At 45.4% G+C, this 16,045-nt stretch carries 17 protein-coding genes; 16 read left to right on the forward strand and 1 reads right to left on the reverse strand.

Annotation, left to right across the window (positions count from 1 at the left end; translation table 11 throughout):
* Window position 1: 1 nt before the first annotated feature.
* The 6 genes from H0W44_05690 to gspF all read left to right on the forward strand — a co-directional run bounded on the left by H0W44_05690 (window position 2) and on the right by gspF (window position 7,903).
* Window positions 2-679: a TIGR04283 family arsenosugar biosynthesis glycosyltransferase gene (locus H0W44_05690; GenBank protein MBA3581930.1), complete on the forward strand. Its 678-nt coding sequence runs from the start codon at window positions 2-4 to the stop codon at window positions 677-679.
* Window positions 680-684: 5 nt separating this feature from the next.
* Window positions 685-1,341, forward strand: a complete 657-nt coding sequence (locus H0W44_05695) for a TIGR04282 family arsenosugar biosynthesis glycosyltransferase (protein MBA3581931.1) — start codon at window positions 685-687, stop codon at window positions 1,339-1,341.
* Between the two features lie 199 nt (window positions 1,342-1,540).
* Entirely contained in the window at window positions 1,541-2,440 is a 900-nt protein-coding gene (gspC, locus tag H0W44_05700; GenBank protein ID MBA3581932.1) for a type II secretion system protein GspC, read from the forward strand.
* Between the two features lie 92 nt (window positions 2,441-2,532).
* Window positions 2,533-5,118: a type II secretion system secretin GspD gene (gene gspD / locus H0W44_05705; protein MBA3581933.1), complete on the forward strand. Its 2,586-nt coding sequence runs from the start codon at window positions 2,533-2,535 to the stop codon at window positions 5,116-5,118.
* Between the two features lie 5 nt (window positions 5,119-5,123).
* On the forward strand, window positions 5,124-6,674 hold the full coding sequence (gene gspE, locus H0W44_05710) for a type II secretion system ATPase GspE (protein MBA3581934.1): 1,551 nt from the start codon (window positions 5,124-5,126) through the stop codon (window positions 6,672-6,674).
* Between the two features lie 2 nt (window positions 6,675-6,676).
* Complete coding sequence (gene gspF, locus H0W44_05715) at window positions 6,677-7,903, forward strand: type II secretion system inner membrane protein GspF (GenBank protein MBA3581935.1); 1,227 nt, start codon at window positions 6,677-6,679, stop codon at window positions 7,901-7,903.
* Between the two features lie 17 nt (window positions 7,904-7,920).
* On the opposite strand, the gene rrtA is transcribed toward gspF, so the two are convergent.
* Window positions 7,921-8,505 (reverse strand): rhombosortase, encoded by a 585-nt coding sequence (gene rrtA, locus H0W44_05720; GenBank protein MBA3581936.1) that lies wholly within the window; start codon window positions 8,503-8,505, stop codon window positions 7,921-7,923.
* A 174-nt stretch (window positions 8,506-8,679) separates the two neighbouring features.
* Between rrtA and gspG the strand changes: the two genes are divergently transcribed.
* The 10 genes from gspG to H0W44_05770 all read left to right on the forward strand — a co-directional run bounded on the left by gspG (window position 8,680) and on the right by H0W44_05770 (window position 15,998).
* Complete coding sequence (gene gspG / locus H0W44_05725; protein MBA3581937.1) at window positions 8,680-9,072, forward strand: type II secretion system major pseudopilin GspG; 393 nt, start codon at window positions 8,680-8,682, stop codon at window positions 9,070-9,072.
* Between the two features lies 1 nt (window position 9,073).
* The gene (gene gspH, locus H0W44_05730; GenBank protein ID MBA3581938.1) at window positions 9,074-9,619 is read left to right on the forward strand and encodes a type II secretion system minor pseudopilin GspH; all 546 of its coding nucleotides are present in this window, start codon (window positions 9,074-9,076) and stop codon (window positions 9,617-9,619) included.
* A complete protein-coding gene (gene gspI, locus H0W44_05735) occupies window positions 9,616-10,044 on the forward strand; it encodes a type II secretion system minor pseudopilin GspI (GenBank protein MBA3581939.1) in 429 nt (142 codons plus the stop codon). The genes gspH and gspI overlap by 4 nt, the downstream gene beginning before the upstream one ends.
* Window positions 10,041-10,658 carry a type II secretion system minor pseudopilin GspJ gene (gspJ, locus tag H0W44_05740; GenBank protein ID MBA3581940.1) on the forward strand — a complete coding sequence of 206 codons (618 nt, stop codon included), beginning with the start codon at window positions 10,041-10,043 and terminating at the stop codon, window positions 10,656-10,658. Before gspI ends, gspJ begins: the two co-directional genes overlap by 4 nt.
* A 2-nt stretch (window positions 10,659-10,660) precedes the next feature.
* Window positions 10,661-11,608: a type II secretion system minor pseudopilin GspK gene (gene gspK / locus H0W44_05745; GenBank protein MBA3581941.1), complete on the forward strand. Its 948-nt coding sequence runs from the start codon at window positions 10,661-10,663 to the stop codon at window positions 11,606-11,608.
* A 12-nt stretch (window positions 11,609-11,620) separates the two neighbouring features.
* A complete protein-coding gene (gene gspL / locus H0W44_05750; GenBank protein ID MBA3581942.1) occupies window positions 11,621-12,913 on the forward strand; it encodes a type II secretion system protein GspL in 1,293 nt (430 codons plus the stop codon).
* Window positions 12,910-13,407, forward strand: a complete 498-nt coding sequence (locus H0W44_05755; protein ID MBA3581943.1) for a type II secretion system protein M — start codon at window positions 12,910-12,912, stop codon at window positions 13,405-13,407. The genes gspL and H0W44_05755 overlap by 4 nt, the downstream gene beginning before the upstream one ends.
* 12 nt (window positions 13,408-13,419) lie before the next feature.
* The gene (locus H0W44_05760; GenBank protein ID MBA3581944.1) at window positions 13,420-14,235 is read left to right on the forward strand and encodes a type II secretion system protein N; all 816 of its coding nucleotides are present in this window, start codon (window positions 13,420-13,422) and stop codon (window positions 14,233-14,235) included.
* Window positions 14,236-14,405: 170 nt separating this feature from the next.
* Window positions 14,406-14,900, forward strand: a complete 495-nt coding sequence (gene purE / locus H0W44_05765) for a 5-(carboxyamino)imidazole ribonucleotide mutase (protein ID MBA3581945.1) — start codon at window positions 14,406-14,408, stop codon at window positions 14,898-14,900.
* A gap of 6 nt (window positions 14,901-14,906) precedes the next feature.
* The gene (locus H0W44_05770; protein MBA3581946.1) at window positions 14,907-15,998 is read left to right on the forward strand and encodes a 5-(carboxyamino)imidazole ribonucleotide synthase; all 1,092 of its coding nucleotides are present in this window, start codon (window positions 14,907-14,909) and stop codon (window positions 15,996-15,998) included.
* Window positions 15,999-16,045 lie beyond the last annotated feature (47 nt).

Consider the following 16,045-nt stretch of genomic DNA (forward strand, 5'->3'; position numbering starts at 1 on the left):
TATGAAATTATCGATCATCATTCCCACACTCAATGAAGCCGCGCGCATTCAACACACGCTTCAATCACTGCAAACATTACGTGGCACATATGCTGAAATTATTCTGGTTGATGGCGGCAGCAACGACAACACGCTCATGCTTGCGCAGTCCTTATGCGATTATACAATCAGCAGCGCACGCGGACGCGCACAACAAATGAACGCCGGCGCTGCCATTGCTACGGGTGATGTTTTATTATTTTTACATGCCGATACACAATTGCCTACGAACGCACTCGCTATACTTCAGCAGCACGAACAATCTCTAAGCTGGGGGCGTTTTGACATCCGCTTAAGCGGACAACATTTTTTATTTCGCATTATCGAGCGAATGATCAATTCGCGCTCTCGACTGACAGGCATTGCCACCGGCGATCAAGCTATTTTTGTAACACGTGAATTATTTTTTCGTAGCGGTGCTTACCCTGCACTTCCGCTCATGGAGGATATTGCTTTAAGTCGCACATTGCGGCAACACAATAAACCCTTATGTTTACGCGACACTGTCATTAGCGATAGCCGCTATTGGGAAACCCATGGCATCATCAGAACCGTATGCCGCATGTGGTATTTACGGCTAGCTTATTTTTGCGGCGTATCTTCCGAAAAATTAGTTCGTCAGTATTATCGTAATACTTAAATCGAATGCCAGAAAATAATTCCACACAATTATTGATCTTTACTAAAGCCCCTATACCCGGCCAGGTAAAAACGCGTTTAATCCCTGCATTAAGCGCGGCAGCAGCGGCTGAACTGCATATAAAATTACTTGCCCACACCTTAGAACAAGTTAAAACTCTCACATGGCGCAAACAACTTTGGTGCGCGCCCGATACACAACACCCACTATTTGCGACTTATCAACAACAATTCAACGTATCCTTACATCAACAAATAGGTGAAGATTTGGGTGCGCGCATGCAACATGCATTTGCCACCGCCTTTAAACAAGCAGAACAAGTCATCATCATTGGCAGCGATTGCCCCGCGATTGATCACCAATATCTAGTCGAAGCACAACAAAGCCTGAACCATAAAACGCCCGTAGTATTAGGTCCTGCTGAAGACGGCGGATATGTATTGATAGGCCTCCAACGCACCGACCCCGCGAAACTGCAAAAAACTTTTACTGCACTGTTTAACGAGATGCCATGGAGTCAACCGAACTTGCTGCGCTTAACCATTAACCAACTGCATACAGCCAATATTGGCTGCCAGTGCCTGACAACAAAACGAGACGTTGATACCCTGGACGACCTTGCCTGGTTAACAAGGCAACACTCGCTATTATTAAGTCAGTGATTTTATAAAATTTTATTTTGCTGAAAGATCTTTACCACAATAATCCAGATCGATACTTTCCCGACGCAGCGGCACATTCACGCATCGCTTTTGGGACGGTGGCAAGGCACCGACCACAATAAACAAACCTTGGCCGGAACCTCTATCAATTGATACTCTCTAACAGCCCTCAGATGGATTTTTTGATAAGCTGCGCGGCATGAATAAACTGCTCACATGGATACGATCGGAACGCTGCCAACGCATAGCCCCTTGGATAGTGAGTGGACTATTGATTATGGGCATTGCCAGCCATACCGCCCTACTCACTTGGCACTGGTTTGGCAACGCTGCTGCTGAACCCGTTATCACCGACCAAAATTTCCCGGTACAAAATAAAGAAACCGCTATGCAGGATGCCAACAACATTGCCGAACAACATTTGTTTGGTGAAAGTGCGTGGCTTGCAGGTGATTTAAGTGGCGCTCCCGAAACCCAAATGAATTTAGAACTGCGCGGCGTGTTTGCATTTGGCGAAGACAGTGGTTGGGCGTTAATCGCGAGCGGCGGCGGAATCGAACAAGTATATGGAATGGGTCAAGTGGTTCCCGGCAACGCTACTTTAAAAGCCGTGTTCCCCGATCGCGTCGTCCTGGAAAGTGGCCGCGGTCTGGAAACGTTGCTCATGCCCAAAGAAAGTCCTTTGCTGAGTTTTGCAGAAAACTCCAACGATACGGCGAATGCCAATCAAGTTTACAAACCTGATCCCACTGCTTTGCCGCGCGGAATAGGCCGTTTTGAAGCCTCAGTGAAAAACTATCGCCGCGAATTTATGGCCAACCCGGCTGCGATCGGTGAATACGTTGACATTACCGCTTTCAAAGAAAATGAACGCGTCCGTGGTTATCAAGTGAATCCTAAAAAAGATGATCCGGTGTTAAAAGAAATGGGCGTACAAGCGGGTGATGTGGTCACGGCGGTTAATGGAATTCAATTAGATAACGAACAAAATCGCTATCGCGCTTTACGTGCGATGATGAAAGACCCGAATATTAGCCTAACGGTAGAACGCGACGGTCAAACACAAGAGCTAAAAAAAGAGATTCCTGCTGATAATTAATTGCCGAGAAAAATCACTTCGTCATAAAACTGCATGGCGATGTAATTAAACTTCGGCTCATTTTTCTTTTACTATAAAACGATTTGGTACTCATGCGCATAGTCACAAAAAAACTTCTGCTTAGCACCCTTTGTGGGCTGACCATTTTTGCAACAGGCTTCACGGCGATTGCACAACCCAACACAGAAGAAGTACCTTATGGCAGCAATCCGCCGTCAACGGAAACGCCGCCGGATATGCAACAACCGTATATGCCTACACCTGCCATGAACGGTATGCCTGATAGCATGAGCACCAATTCCAGCGCCAATTCAAACGGCAATAACAACAGTCGTTTCGTACCCAGCCAAATCAACAATCGGAATAATCTCGGCAACAAAACCTCGAACGATGCTAGTAGCGGCGGCGGTGCCACTTTAAATTTAAGCGATGCGGATATTCGTGTGTTGATCAACACGGTTTCTGAAATTACCGGCAAGAATTTTATTATCGATCCGCGTGTTAAAGCCAAAATCACCGTCGTCTCATCCAAGCCCATGCAAAAAGATGAGTTATACGAAGTGTTTTTATCTATTCTGCAAGTTCATGGCTTCGCTGCCATTCCCAGCAAAAAAGGCTTAATCAAAATTGTTCCAGATGCCATTGCTAAGCAAGGCGCTATTCCCACGGTCGATGGCAATCAATATCGTGACTCCGATCAATTAGTCACTCGTGTATTACAGGTACAAAATATTTCGGCCAATCAATTAATTCCGATTTTACGTCCGCTGATTCCCAATCAAGGTCATCTCGCAGCGTACGCGCCTACCAATGTATTAGTCATTTCAGATCAAGCATCTAACATTAATCGCATTTTGCATATCATTCGCCAGATCGATCAAGTGAGCAATGCTGATGTTGAAATCATTCGCGTTGAAAATGCAGCAGCGGGTGAAATTGTACGCATATTAAATTCATTAGCGCAAAAAGATCAAAAAGCAGCGCCCGAATCAGTGCAAACCAGTTTTATTGCAGACGAACGCACCAATAGCATTTTATTAACCGGCGACTCCGGTTCACGTAAACGTATTTCTAAATTAATTTCGGAATTAGATGCGCCATTAACGTCAACCGGCAATACCCGCGTATTCTTTTTGAAATACGCAGATGCCAAAGAGCTTACAACTATTTTACAAGGTGTATCAGCCAAAACCAGTGATGGCAAAACCGCGCCTGCCGCCGGCAACAAAAGCGATGTCGACATTCAAGCCGATATCACCAACAACGCTTTAATTATCACTGCGCCTGCTTCATTAATTCGCCAATTTGATTCAGTCATCAAACAACTCGACATCCCGCGTGCGCAAGTATTAATCGAAGCCATCATCGCTGAAGTGTCAACCGATTTAGCCACTGAATTAGGTTCGCAGTTATTAGTGAATGGTTCAGAAGATGGTCGCGGGCCAGTCGGCGGTGTGTTATTTAGAGAATCAAATGACATTAGCAGTTGGGTCACCGACACACCGATTGTAAAAGACGGTTTGAATCTCGCTATTGGTCGCACCGATGTCGCAAATCAATTTGCCTTGGTGTTGCGCGCTTTACAAGGTGATGCCGCCACTAATATTTTATCAACGCCTACCTTAGTTACTTTAGATAATGTGGAAGCAGAAATTGTTTTTGGCCAGAACGTGCCGTTTGTAACCGGTAGTTACTCCAACACTGGCGCAAACAACGGTTCTACCAATCCTTTCCAAACTATTCAACGTCAAGATGTCGGCTTAACCTTAAAAGTAAAACCGCAAATTAATGAAGGCACCAGTGTTAAATTAAATATTTCACAAGAAGTATCAAACATTGCGAGCTCTAGCAGCGGCGCCAGCGATATCGTTACGAATAAACGCTCTATTAAAACCGAAGTACTCGTCGATGATGGTCAAATGTTAGTACTGGGCGGCTTAATTGAAGATCAGTTCACCGACAGTGTACAAAAAGTTCCTTTGCTCGGCAGCATTCCCATCATTGGTCATTTATTTCGTTACACCAAAACACAAAAAGTAAAACGCAACCTAATGGTATTTATTCGGCCAGTCATTTTAAGCGATAGCGTCCGTGCTAATTATTTCACCCAGAAAAAATATAGTGCTTTTAAAGAACGTCAAGATCAAGCCAAAATTGGTAAGCGTGGTTTATTACGTGATAGCGCTGCAAAATTACCGCCGATTGATACGTTATTTACACCAATGCCGCCAGCAACAACACCGATTGCAGCGCCAGTGGTAATGCCACAGGCAACTCCTGCTATTACACCAGTTACACCCACATCCACTGTGGTTCCCGCCAATGAAACCAGCGGAACCAACAACACAACACCTCCTGCTGTAACAGGCGAAGCAGTTTCAACATCTACATCAACTCAGGTGGTTGTAACAGGTGAAGCTGTTCCAGCTTCGACAACAACACTTGTCGCGCCTGCTCCAGCACCGGCATCAACACCGGCAAACAGTGAAAATATTTCGCCGACGACTGATAGCACCGATACAAAAAAGACAATGACAGAAGCCGAAGCCATTGCCGCTGCCGAGCAAGCGTTTGAATTTACTCCCTCCGAAGCGAGTGTAGAAACAAATACACTAACTAACAGTAAGACGCCTGCTATTTCCACCTCCAGCAACAGTAATACTGCTACAACACCATGAGCGCGATGAATCCATTGATCGATGGCGACAGTAAAAAAAATCTAGATGTGAACGCGGCCGTCGATGTTCCAGCCATCATCGCGATTAAACGCCCCGCTTATAGTTTCGCAAAACGCCACGGCATACTGATTGATGAACGACTTCCTAATGGCGTACGCGTGTTATACAAAAAAATTCCTACGCCGGCGCTAATGGCGGAATTAAATCGCTTTATCGGCGAACCTTTGATTTTCGAAGCCGCAGCAAACAATTTTGATCAACTCTTAGCACAACGTTACGATCGCGGCAAAGAAGGTGCGCAAGCCAGTCTTGATGATATGGGCGATGAAATGGATCTCGCACAAATCGCCGAGACCTTATCAGAACCCGAAGATTTATTAGAATCGCAAGATGATGCGCCCATCATTCGTTTATTAAATGCCTTGTTATCACAGGCTATTAAAGAAAATGCGTCTGATATTCATATCGAAACCTTTGAAACTCGTTTATTGGTACGCATGCGCATTGACGGCGTGTTGCGTGAAATTTTAGAACCACCCCGCAGCTTAGCGCCGTTGATTATTTCACGCGTTAAAATTATGGCTAAACTCGATATCGCTGAAAAACGTTTGCCGCAAGATGGTCGCATATCTTTAAAAGTCGGTGGGCGCGCAGTTGATGTGCGTGTCTCAACACTGCCATCTGGTTATGGTGAACGTGTGGTGATGCGTTTACTGGACAAACAAGCGGGACGTTTAAATCTGATTGATCTCGGCATGGCCGCAGAAACCTTAGAACGCATTCAACAAATCATTCATAAACCCCACGGCATTTTCTTAGTCACCGGCCCTACGGGTTCAGGAAAAACGACAACGCTTTATTCAGCATTAACTCAATTAAATGATTTAACTCGTAATATTTTAACGGTTGAAGATCCTATCGAATATTACTTAGATGGTATTGGTCAAACGCAAGTGAATACTAAAGTGGATCTTACCTTTGCGCGTGGCTTGCGTGCGATTTTGCGCCAAGATCCTGATGTAGTGATGGTGGGCGAAATTCGCGATTTGGAAACCGCCGAAATTTCTGTGCAAGCCAGCTTAACTGGACACATGGTATTTTCGACCTTGCACACTAACACCGCAGTGGGTGCAGTGACGCGTTTACGTGATATGGGCGTAGAACCTTTTTTATTATCATCAACGCTCATTGGCGTACTCGCTCAACGTTTAGTCCGTACTTTATGCGTGCATTGCAAACAAGCGCATACACCGACAGAAGCAGAACGTATTTTGCTCGGTATAAACTCAGACCATGCTTTAACTATTTTTAGTGCCCAAGGTTGTCAGCATTGCAGCAATAGCGGCTATAGCGGACGCATGGGTATTCATGAATTAGTTTTAATCGACAACACCTTGCAACATATGATTCATGAAGGCGCTGGTGAACACAAATTAGAAAAACATGCGCGCACTCGCACGCCCAGCATTCGACAAGATGGGATTGCTAAAGTAATGGCGGGGCTCACTTCTATAGAAGAAGTGTTGCGCGTCACCAAAGACGATAACAACGAGTAATCATGCCCGCGTTTGAATATATTGCATTAAATGCTGAAGGTCGCCAACAACACGGCGTGCTCGAAGGCGATAGCGCACGCACAGTGCGCTTTTTATTGCGCGAACGTAATTTAACACCGATCTCGGTTAACGAAACCCGCAAAAACAATAAAGCTGATACCGCGCGCAGCGGCAGTGGTTTATTTAATCGTCAAAGCATGAGCACGGCGGAATTAGCACTGATCACGCGTCAACTCGCAACGTTGTGTCGTTCAGGTACACCATTAGAAGAAGCGCTGGGCGTGATTGCGCGGCAAACAGAAAAAAATCGTAGCAAAAGTGTATTGCTCAGTGTTCGTGCCCGCATTCTGGAAGGCCATAGTTTTGCGAATGCTTTAAATGATTATCCCGGCATTTTTCCTGACTTGTATCGTTCCAGCATCATGGCGGGTGAACAATCCGGTCATTTGGATACGGTATTAGAACGCTTAGCCGAATACACCGAAGCACGTTTGGCCTTAGTACAAGATATTGGCGTTAAATTAATGTATCCGGTATTAATTTGTTTAGTCGCTATCGGTGTGATTATTTTTCTAGTCGCTGGGGTTGTGCCACAAATTGTTGAAGTGTTTGAACAACAAGACATGGACTTACCCATCATGACGCAAATCTTATTATTCAGCAGCAGCGTGTTGCGCAATTATTGGTGGTTAGGCGTTATCTTATTATTTGTCGGCAGCATGACTATTTATTCGCTACTTAAAGTCGAAGCTAATCGCCGCAAATGGCATCACCTATTGTTGCGTTTACCTTTTATAGGAAAATTGATTCGCGGTTTAAATGCTGCGCGTTTTGCGCGCACCTTAAGTATGTTGTCATCCAGTGGTGTGCCGATTTTACAAAGTTTACAAATTGCCGCGTCGACTATTCGTAATTTGCCGATGCGTGAAGCGATTGAACAAACCGCAGTGAAAGTACGTGAAGGTGGCAGCATTGCGCGCGCTTTAGACAAAACTAATTTATTTCCACCGATGACGATGCACATGATCGCCAGTGGCGAAGCCAGCGGTCAATTAGAACAGTTACTCGCTAAGGCGGCGGATTATCAAGAACGCGAAACCAAATCGATGGTTAATATTTTTGTCGGATTGTTTGAACCGCTGATGATACTCAGCATGGGTTTAGTCGTACTGTTTATTGTATTAGCCGTGTTGTTACCGATTCTGGATATGAATTCGCTAGTCCAATAAAAGCTACAATAAACGGTTCAATAACGCAGCACTAAACGATATAACCATAACAGCACAAAAAATAGCAACCCGCCGATAGCACCGTACAAATGCGCTTCAGTAATTATCGCTCCGCCAATCCATGCACTGGTTGCTGACATCGCGCCTTGTTGATGCTCATAAACTAATTTAGCCAGCACGCCGACTAACAAAAAGCTATTCGCATAAGGCCGCTGGCGAATGCTGAGTAAAACTCCGCTGATTAATAAACCATGCAAGGCGCCGGATAAACCCACATACCACTGCAAATGCGGCAGCCACCACCACATACCCAGTGAAACTATCAACATACAAAACACTAAACTCGCGAACCAAATGGATGCTTTAGGATTGGGCACGTCCTGAATCCATAAGCAGGTGATCAAGACCAAGGCGATACTATTTAATAGAGCATGCCGCCAACCCAAATGTACAAAGTGGCCTGTCAACAAACGCCAATATTCACCGTCTATAATGGCCGGTCTAGACCAGCACCAAAACTCAAGATCGTGCCATTGGAAACCAATACCCAATAGCAACGTCAGAAGACACAATGCGCTTATTTGTAAATGTGCTTTTGACATGCGGCAGATCACTCGTTTGACGTAGATAGGTTAAGATAGCAACTTAAATAAACGCTGCGATGCTGATTAAACTGTTCAGTTCGCGTATTCAACCACAATGGAGATTATTCGGTGTCATTTTTTAAATACCAGACCCCTCGCCGCCTTGATGCGGGCTTTACCTTAATTGAAATCATGGTGGTAGTAATGATCATTGGTTTAATGGCTGCAGTGGTTGTGCCCAAATTAATGAATCGGCCTGATCAAGCGCGTCTCACCAAAGCCAAAGTAGATATGCAAACGATTAAACAAGCATTAGAACAATATCGTTTAGATAATTATCGCTACCCCAACACCGATCAAGGTATTCAAGCTCTAGTCACTAAACCGACCACGGGCCCCGAAGCGGCTAATTGGAATGAAGGTGGTTATTTAGAAAAAGTGCCTAAAGATCCATGGAAAAATGAATATCTTTATCTACAACCCGGTGAACACGGCGATGTCGACATCTTCACCTATGGTGCGGATGTTCGTCCCGGCGGCGAAGGTATGGATGCTGATATTGGTAGCTGGGATTTGGATAAATGATATGACGGCAACGCGCCGTTTTGATTCCAATGTTGATCACGGTTTTCGTATAGGCAATATTTCGCGCGGCTTTACGCTAATTGAAATATTGGTGGTCATTACACTGATCGGCATTGTCGCCACTTTTATTTCGCTGACTATGCTTGATCGCGGCGCACATGACTTAAAAGAACAAAGTCGGCGGCTTGCGGCTTTAATTCGCACCGCACATGAAGACAGTGTCTTATACGGTCGCAATATGGGCATGAGTATAGGCAAACGCGATTATCGTTTTTTTGAATTTGAGGCGGGTCAGTGGCATGCGATTACCGCTAAAGATATTTATCGACCGCGTCAATTACCAGGCATTTTATATCTACAATTAAAACTGGATGACATAAACGTGATCATGGATAACGACGCTCCTGCGACACCGCAAATATTTTTTCTCGCCAGCGGCGAAATCTCTCCCTTTGATCTTACTTTTCGTTTATTAGATCGACCCGAATATCGGGTTATGCAAGTTAACACTATTGGCGAAATTAGTTGGCCAGAACAGACACCATGAACGCATCACGCATCAACATTTTTTCTAAGCACAGCGGCTTCACTTTGATGGAAGTATTAGTTGCATTACTCATCGTGGGCATTGCATTAGGCACGGTGATTCATTGCATTACGCAAGCCGCTGCTACGAGCAGACGTTTAGTGCAAAAAAGCAGCGCGAGTTGGATTGCCAGCAATCGTATGAATGAATTACATGCGCAGCACTATTGGGATACCGCCGAAGATTCAGCGCCGACCACACTGACGTTTAGCGGCAGAGAATGGCGTCAAGAAGAAACTGTTATTACCACGCCTAATCCCAACATGCGGCAAGTCACTATTAAAGTATATGCCGGAAAAGAAGCAGACTCGTCGGTGCAATTGATTGGTTATTTAATTAATCCGCAATTGTTGCAAACCGCTAACCCGACTAACAACCTGCCATGAACTATCCGCGCGCGCAACGTGGGTTTACTTTAATGGAACTATTAGTCGCGATTACTATTTTTGCGATTTTGGCGTACCTCGCTTATACCGGTGTTAGCAATAGTCAAAAAGCCGCACAGCACATATTATTGAAAGGCGAACAATTTCATAAATTACAATTTGCTATCAGCCTATTTGAAAAAGATGCACGCCAAACAATTCATCGACCGGTGCGCAGCGATTATAGTGGCATTAAAGCCGCCGTCGCTTCGCTGATTAGTGAAAAAGGCGTGGTGTTAACACATACCGGCTGGAGTAATCCCGCTGAACAATTACGCAGTGATCTACAACGAGTGCAATACCGATTAGATGGTAATACCTTATTACGCGAAACGTGGACACATACCGATATCGGCGTTAATGCCAATGCGCGCAAAACCCCGCTGCTTGATGATGTCGAAAATTTCCAAGTAAGTTATTTGAATGCTCAACAAGAATGGCAAGATGCTTGGCCACCTACTATATACTCGGCGAATCCAACGGGAGACAGTGAACCTTTGCCATTAGCCATTGAAATAACATTAACATTTAAAAATAATATTGCGGTCACTCGTTTAATTAGTTTGGTGCAGTAATCATGAAATCACACCAACACTCTCAACGCGGCATTGCTTTACTCACCGCATTATTAATTATGGCATTGCTCGTTATTGTTGCGATGACACTCGCCTACCAACAACAACTAGAAGTTCGTCGTACCGCCACCTTGATTCATAACGAGCAAGCTTATCAATACGCATTAGCGGTCGAAGCATTTGCTATTAGCGTATTAAATGATGATCGCAAAAATAATGAAGTAGATCATTTGGAAGAAGATTGGGCGACGTTGTCACCCGTCATGCCGATTGAAAATGGTGAAGTCACTGGTAAGTTAGAAGATCTACAAGGTCGCTTTAATCTCAATACACTGCTCGTTAGCAACCAAGCAGATCCCATTGCTTTATTGCGTTTCCAAGCATTGCTCGAACAGTTCGATATGGACCCTAATAATGTTTTTGCTGTGGTTGATTGGCTGGATACTGATGGGATTCAAAACGGTCCTTACGGCGCAGAAGATGATTTCTACTTAGGCTTAGAAACGAGTTACTTAAGCGCTAATCGTTTTTTCAGTGACGTCAGCGAATTACGTTTAGTCAAAGGTTTTAATGTTGCTAATTTTAAATTATTAGCCGAACACTTAAGCGCCTTACCCACCGCTACTAGCATTAATATCAATACCGCCTCTGCCAGTGTCATAGAAGCGTTAGGTGCCAGCGCGGCGGATAGCCAATCACTCACCCGTCAGTTACCAAAAAATCCTGAACAAATCAGCGCCGAATCACGTGAACATTTTAAAAGCGTCAGTGAATTCTTGACCGAAGCGCGCACCATCAGTAGCGAGCAAGGTTTATCGGTTAATTCAGAATATTTTTTATTAACGGCGCAAACGCGTTTTGCCGGTGGCAAAGCCCTGTTAAAATCGGTATTACACCGCAACAATAATGGCCAGTTGCGCGTGATTTCACGCAATCTGAGCCCTGACTAACGGCGAAAAATAATGGAAAATATTTTATTCCAAGTAACACCGGTACCCGCATCGACACCGGCATCGACACCGGCATCGGCACCGGCATCGGCACCGACGGATGTGCTGTTAACCGAGCCTGCGCAGAGTACGTATAAATGGATCATGGTTAGTGCAACACCACTACCTCATCAAGCAGCGTCCATAGATACATTAGCGAATCTAGCCAAACAACATCGCATGATTGGTATTGTGCCTTGCGAACAATTACTGCTACAAACAGCGATGCTGCCTGGTCGTCAACAACGCAAACTAAGACTCGCTATTCCGTATGCGCTAGAAGATCAAGTAGCAGAAGATGTCGAGGAATTACATTTTGCGTTAGGTCGCGAACGTATCGAAGCAAACGGCCCCGGCTTTAACACTTTTGTTCCGGTTGCGATTATGCGCCGCGATACTTTGCAACACATAATAAGCAGCTGGCAAACCCAGAAAATTAATTTACAAGCATTGCTACCCGACGTGTTATGTCTACCTTGGACTGAAAATCAATGGAGCGTTTGGCAAGAAGAGCAACGCATATTAATTCGCACAGGTTTACATGAAGGCTTAGCCACCACACCCGACAATCTCGCATTAACCCTTAGCGCATTACAAACTCAATACGGCACGCCCGCCTCAATTCACTGTTGGGGCAACAGCAACAGTGCGTGGCCAGCCATTGAAGGTCTGCCCGCACTAGAATTACATGCAACACCGACGGATCCATGGATATTATGGGCGAGCACCTATACACCTACTGCATTCAATTTATTGCAAGGTGACTTTGCAGCGCAAAAAAATCATTCGAAAAATCCGCGCGCTTGGAAACTCCCATTGATACTTGCGGCAAGCTGGATTGCGTTGATGTTTGTCAGTTTAGTAATTGAATATACTTTGTTAAATCACGAACGCGATAAACTAGAAGCCGAGATCTCCGATATTTTTATTACTACTTTCCCCGGCAGCAATCCGATCAATCCCCGCTTTCGAATGGAACAAAAACTTAAAGAGTTAGGCGGTTCAGCGAGCAGTGTATTTTTAAGTTTATTAAAACCGCTAAGTGTAGCCTTACAAAGCAACCCGCAGATTCGGCAAAAAATAGTCATCGACACGATTGAATTTAGCGGTGAACAACTTGATTTATCGGTATCCGCTAATGACTTACAAGCCGTTGAAGAGTTACGTCAAACACTCAATGAACGCTACTCATTAAAAACGGACATGGGCACCGTCAGTAACAACGCCAATAAAATTTCCGTCACTTTACGGATTCACCACTCATGATTATTTTTTCGCAACTAAAACAAAACGTTCTAGATTGGTTTAATGGTCTAGAAGCACGCGAACAACGTATGCTCACTATCGGCGTGCCGATTGCCTTGGTGATTTTTATTTATTTAATTATCATTGATCCTTTAATCACGGGCATTAGCGATTTGCGTGCGCAAACCACTAAACTAAAACAAGACATCGCATGGATGCAACGCGCCGCCAGTCAAGTGCAACAATTAAACAGCGAAGCGCAATATCGCAATCGTTCTTTAATGAGCTCAGTGGATCAACAGCTGACGCAACAACAACTAAAACCTGCATTGCAAAAAATTGAAGCAGATGGTGAAAATGGCGCGCGCATCTGGTTAAACAATGTTCCGTTTGATCAAATGGTCCGAGCCTTGGGTGTTTTAAAACAACAAGACCATATTGTAGTAAAAAGCGCTTTTATCAAACCCTTGCCTGAACCAGGCCGCGTCGAAGCACGCATCAATCTTGCTCGCTAAGGAAAACCCGCGATGCGAAAAATTCATCTCGTTATTATTTTTATCGGCTTAGGATTATTAGTTTATCTAGCTGCTTTGCTAATTTTCTTTCCCGCACAATTAGTCGTCGACCAACTGAACAAAAATAGTAATATAAAAATTCAGCAAGTGACGGGGAGCGTGTGGTCAGGTTATGCGACGTCTGTTTTAACGCCCGCCGGTCATTTTAATTATTTAAGCTGGCGCACTTCCGCATGGTCTTTATTACGCGGAAAAATTAAGACGAACCTTGAGTTGGGCGAAAAAAGTTCGCAAACGCTCCATGTGAAAACCCAATTACAATATTCATTATGGAATGGCGCGATTCAATTTCAGGATTTGCATTTGCAAACGAATGGCGATTGGCTGAGTTTAGCGTTGCAAATTCCATTAGCGCTGGCGGGCAATATCGAAGCGCATGTTGAAAATATTTATTGGCAGCCACACGCTCGCAAAGGTGAGTCACAACTTGATTGCCAAGGCCAAATTTTTTGGCAACACGCCGGTTTATCCCATCCTGAGCCGCAAATGTTTGGGCATTATCAAATTGATTTCAGCAGTGCCCAACCCAATAACTGCACGTTTGCATTAAATAGCTTAGAAGACAGCGCCGTACCCGCTGCTGGTAAATTACAACTGAACGCCGATGGTCAATACAATGCGCAGCTGTCGATTCAAACGGGCGCCAATACGCCCGTTTCATTGCAGCGCTGGCTAAATTGGCTAGGCCCGGCGAATGCGCAGGGCAAACGTCAGTGGCATCGGCAAGGTCGTTTAGCGGACTTACAGTATTTAATAAATGGTGGCTAAAGCCACCGCTAAACCTCTCGCTAATCAAGCATTAAAAAAGTCTTATACCGCTAGAACAACACCGCGCATTCTTCTATTATCGACGGCTTTCCCGGCAGGTTTGCCAAGGCTCAGGCCTCGCCTTCCCGCCACAATGACGTTTAGCACCACAGCCTAGGGCATGGTTTTATATGACAGTATTGGTAGGCATCATCATGGGTTCACAGTCGGACTGGGACACCATGCAACACAGCGCTGAGTTACTCGAAGAATTAGGCATTAGCTATGAAACGCGCGTCGTGTCTGCGCATCGCACGCCGGATTTACTCTTTAGTTATGCCGAACAAGCGGCGAGTCGCGGCCTAGAAGTGATTATTGCTGGCGCGGGCGGCGCAGCGCATTTACCCGGTATGGCCGCCGCTAAAACCGCATTGCCCGTCTTAGGCGTACCCGTAAAATCACGCAGCTTAAACGGCTTAGACTCACTACTCTCTATCGTGCAAATGCCAGCCGGTGTACCGGTTGCAACCTTTGCTATTGGCGAAGCCGGTGCCAAAAACGCTGCCTTATTTGCCGCAGCAATTTTGGCCAATAAATATCCAAAAATTCATGACGCTTGGCAAACCTTCCGCCAAACACAAACTGATCGCGTGCTCGCCCAGCCCGATCCGCAAGCCGCAGAATAACCTCGCATGATCATTGGGATTATTGGTGGTGGCCAGCTGGCCAAGATGATGGTATTGGCGGGTTATCCGATGGGCCAAGAATTCATCATCCTCGATCCATCGCCCGATGCCGCCGCCGGCCGCGTCGCGAAACAAATCATCGGCGCTTATGACGACCCGGTAAAACTACGTGAACTCGCAGATGCCGTCGACGTTATTACTTTCGATTTTGAAAACGTCCCGGCTGATGCCGTCCGCGAACTCGCCAAATGGGTACCGGTTTTTCCTAACGCACACGCGCTAGAAATTGCGCAAGATCGTAACAGCGAAAAACAATTATTTGCTCAGCTAGGCATGGCCACTGCGCCCTATCGCATCGTTGATTCATTAAGCGATTTAGAACGCGCCATCCACGAACTCGGTTTGCCTGCAATTTTAAAAACGCGGCGCATGGGTTACGACGGCAAAGGCCAACAAATCATTCGCAACGCACAACACGCAAGCGAAGCCTGGCACAACATTGGCGAACAACCCGCCATACTCGAAGGCTTTGTTGCATTCGATAATGAGGTTTCTCTGATTGCCGTGCGCGGCCGCAACGGCGAACACGCGTGTTATCCGCTCGTACAAAACGTTCATAAAAACGGCATTCTCAACATCAGCACCGCACCCTATGAAAATTCTGAATTGCAGACACAAGCTGAAAACTTCGCGGCACGCTTAGTCAAAGAACTCGATTACGTCGGCGTCATCGCCGTCGAATTTTTCGTACACAACAAACAACTCATCGCCAATGAAATGGCGCCGCGTGTTCACAACACCGGCCATTGGACCATCGAAGGTGCCAGCGTCAGCCAATTTGAAAACCACCTGCGCGCCATCACCGGCTTACCACTCGGCGATACCGAAGCACACAGCTACGCCGCGATGATTAATTTTATATCTACACTTCCCAACGCCGAAGACGTATTACGTATTTCCGGCTGTCACTTCCATGACTACGGCAAAGCACCACGCCCTGGTCGCAAACTAGGGCATGCAACGTTACGTGCATCGACGCCAGCGAAACTCCAAGAAAAAATTGCGGCGATTAAAGAAATCGTGCAGTTAGGGGATTAAGTTTTTTTATCATTGGTTGTAAAGTAAGCATGTTTTCATGGCTACGC

It is taken from the genome of Gammaproteobacteria bacterium, from assembly GCA_013817245.1.
Lineage (GTDB): Bacteria > Pseudomonadota > Gammaproteobacteria > HTCC5015 > HTCC5015 > JACDDA01.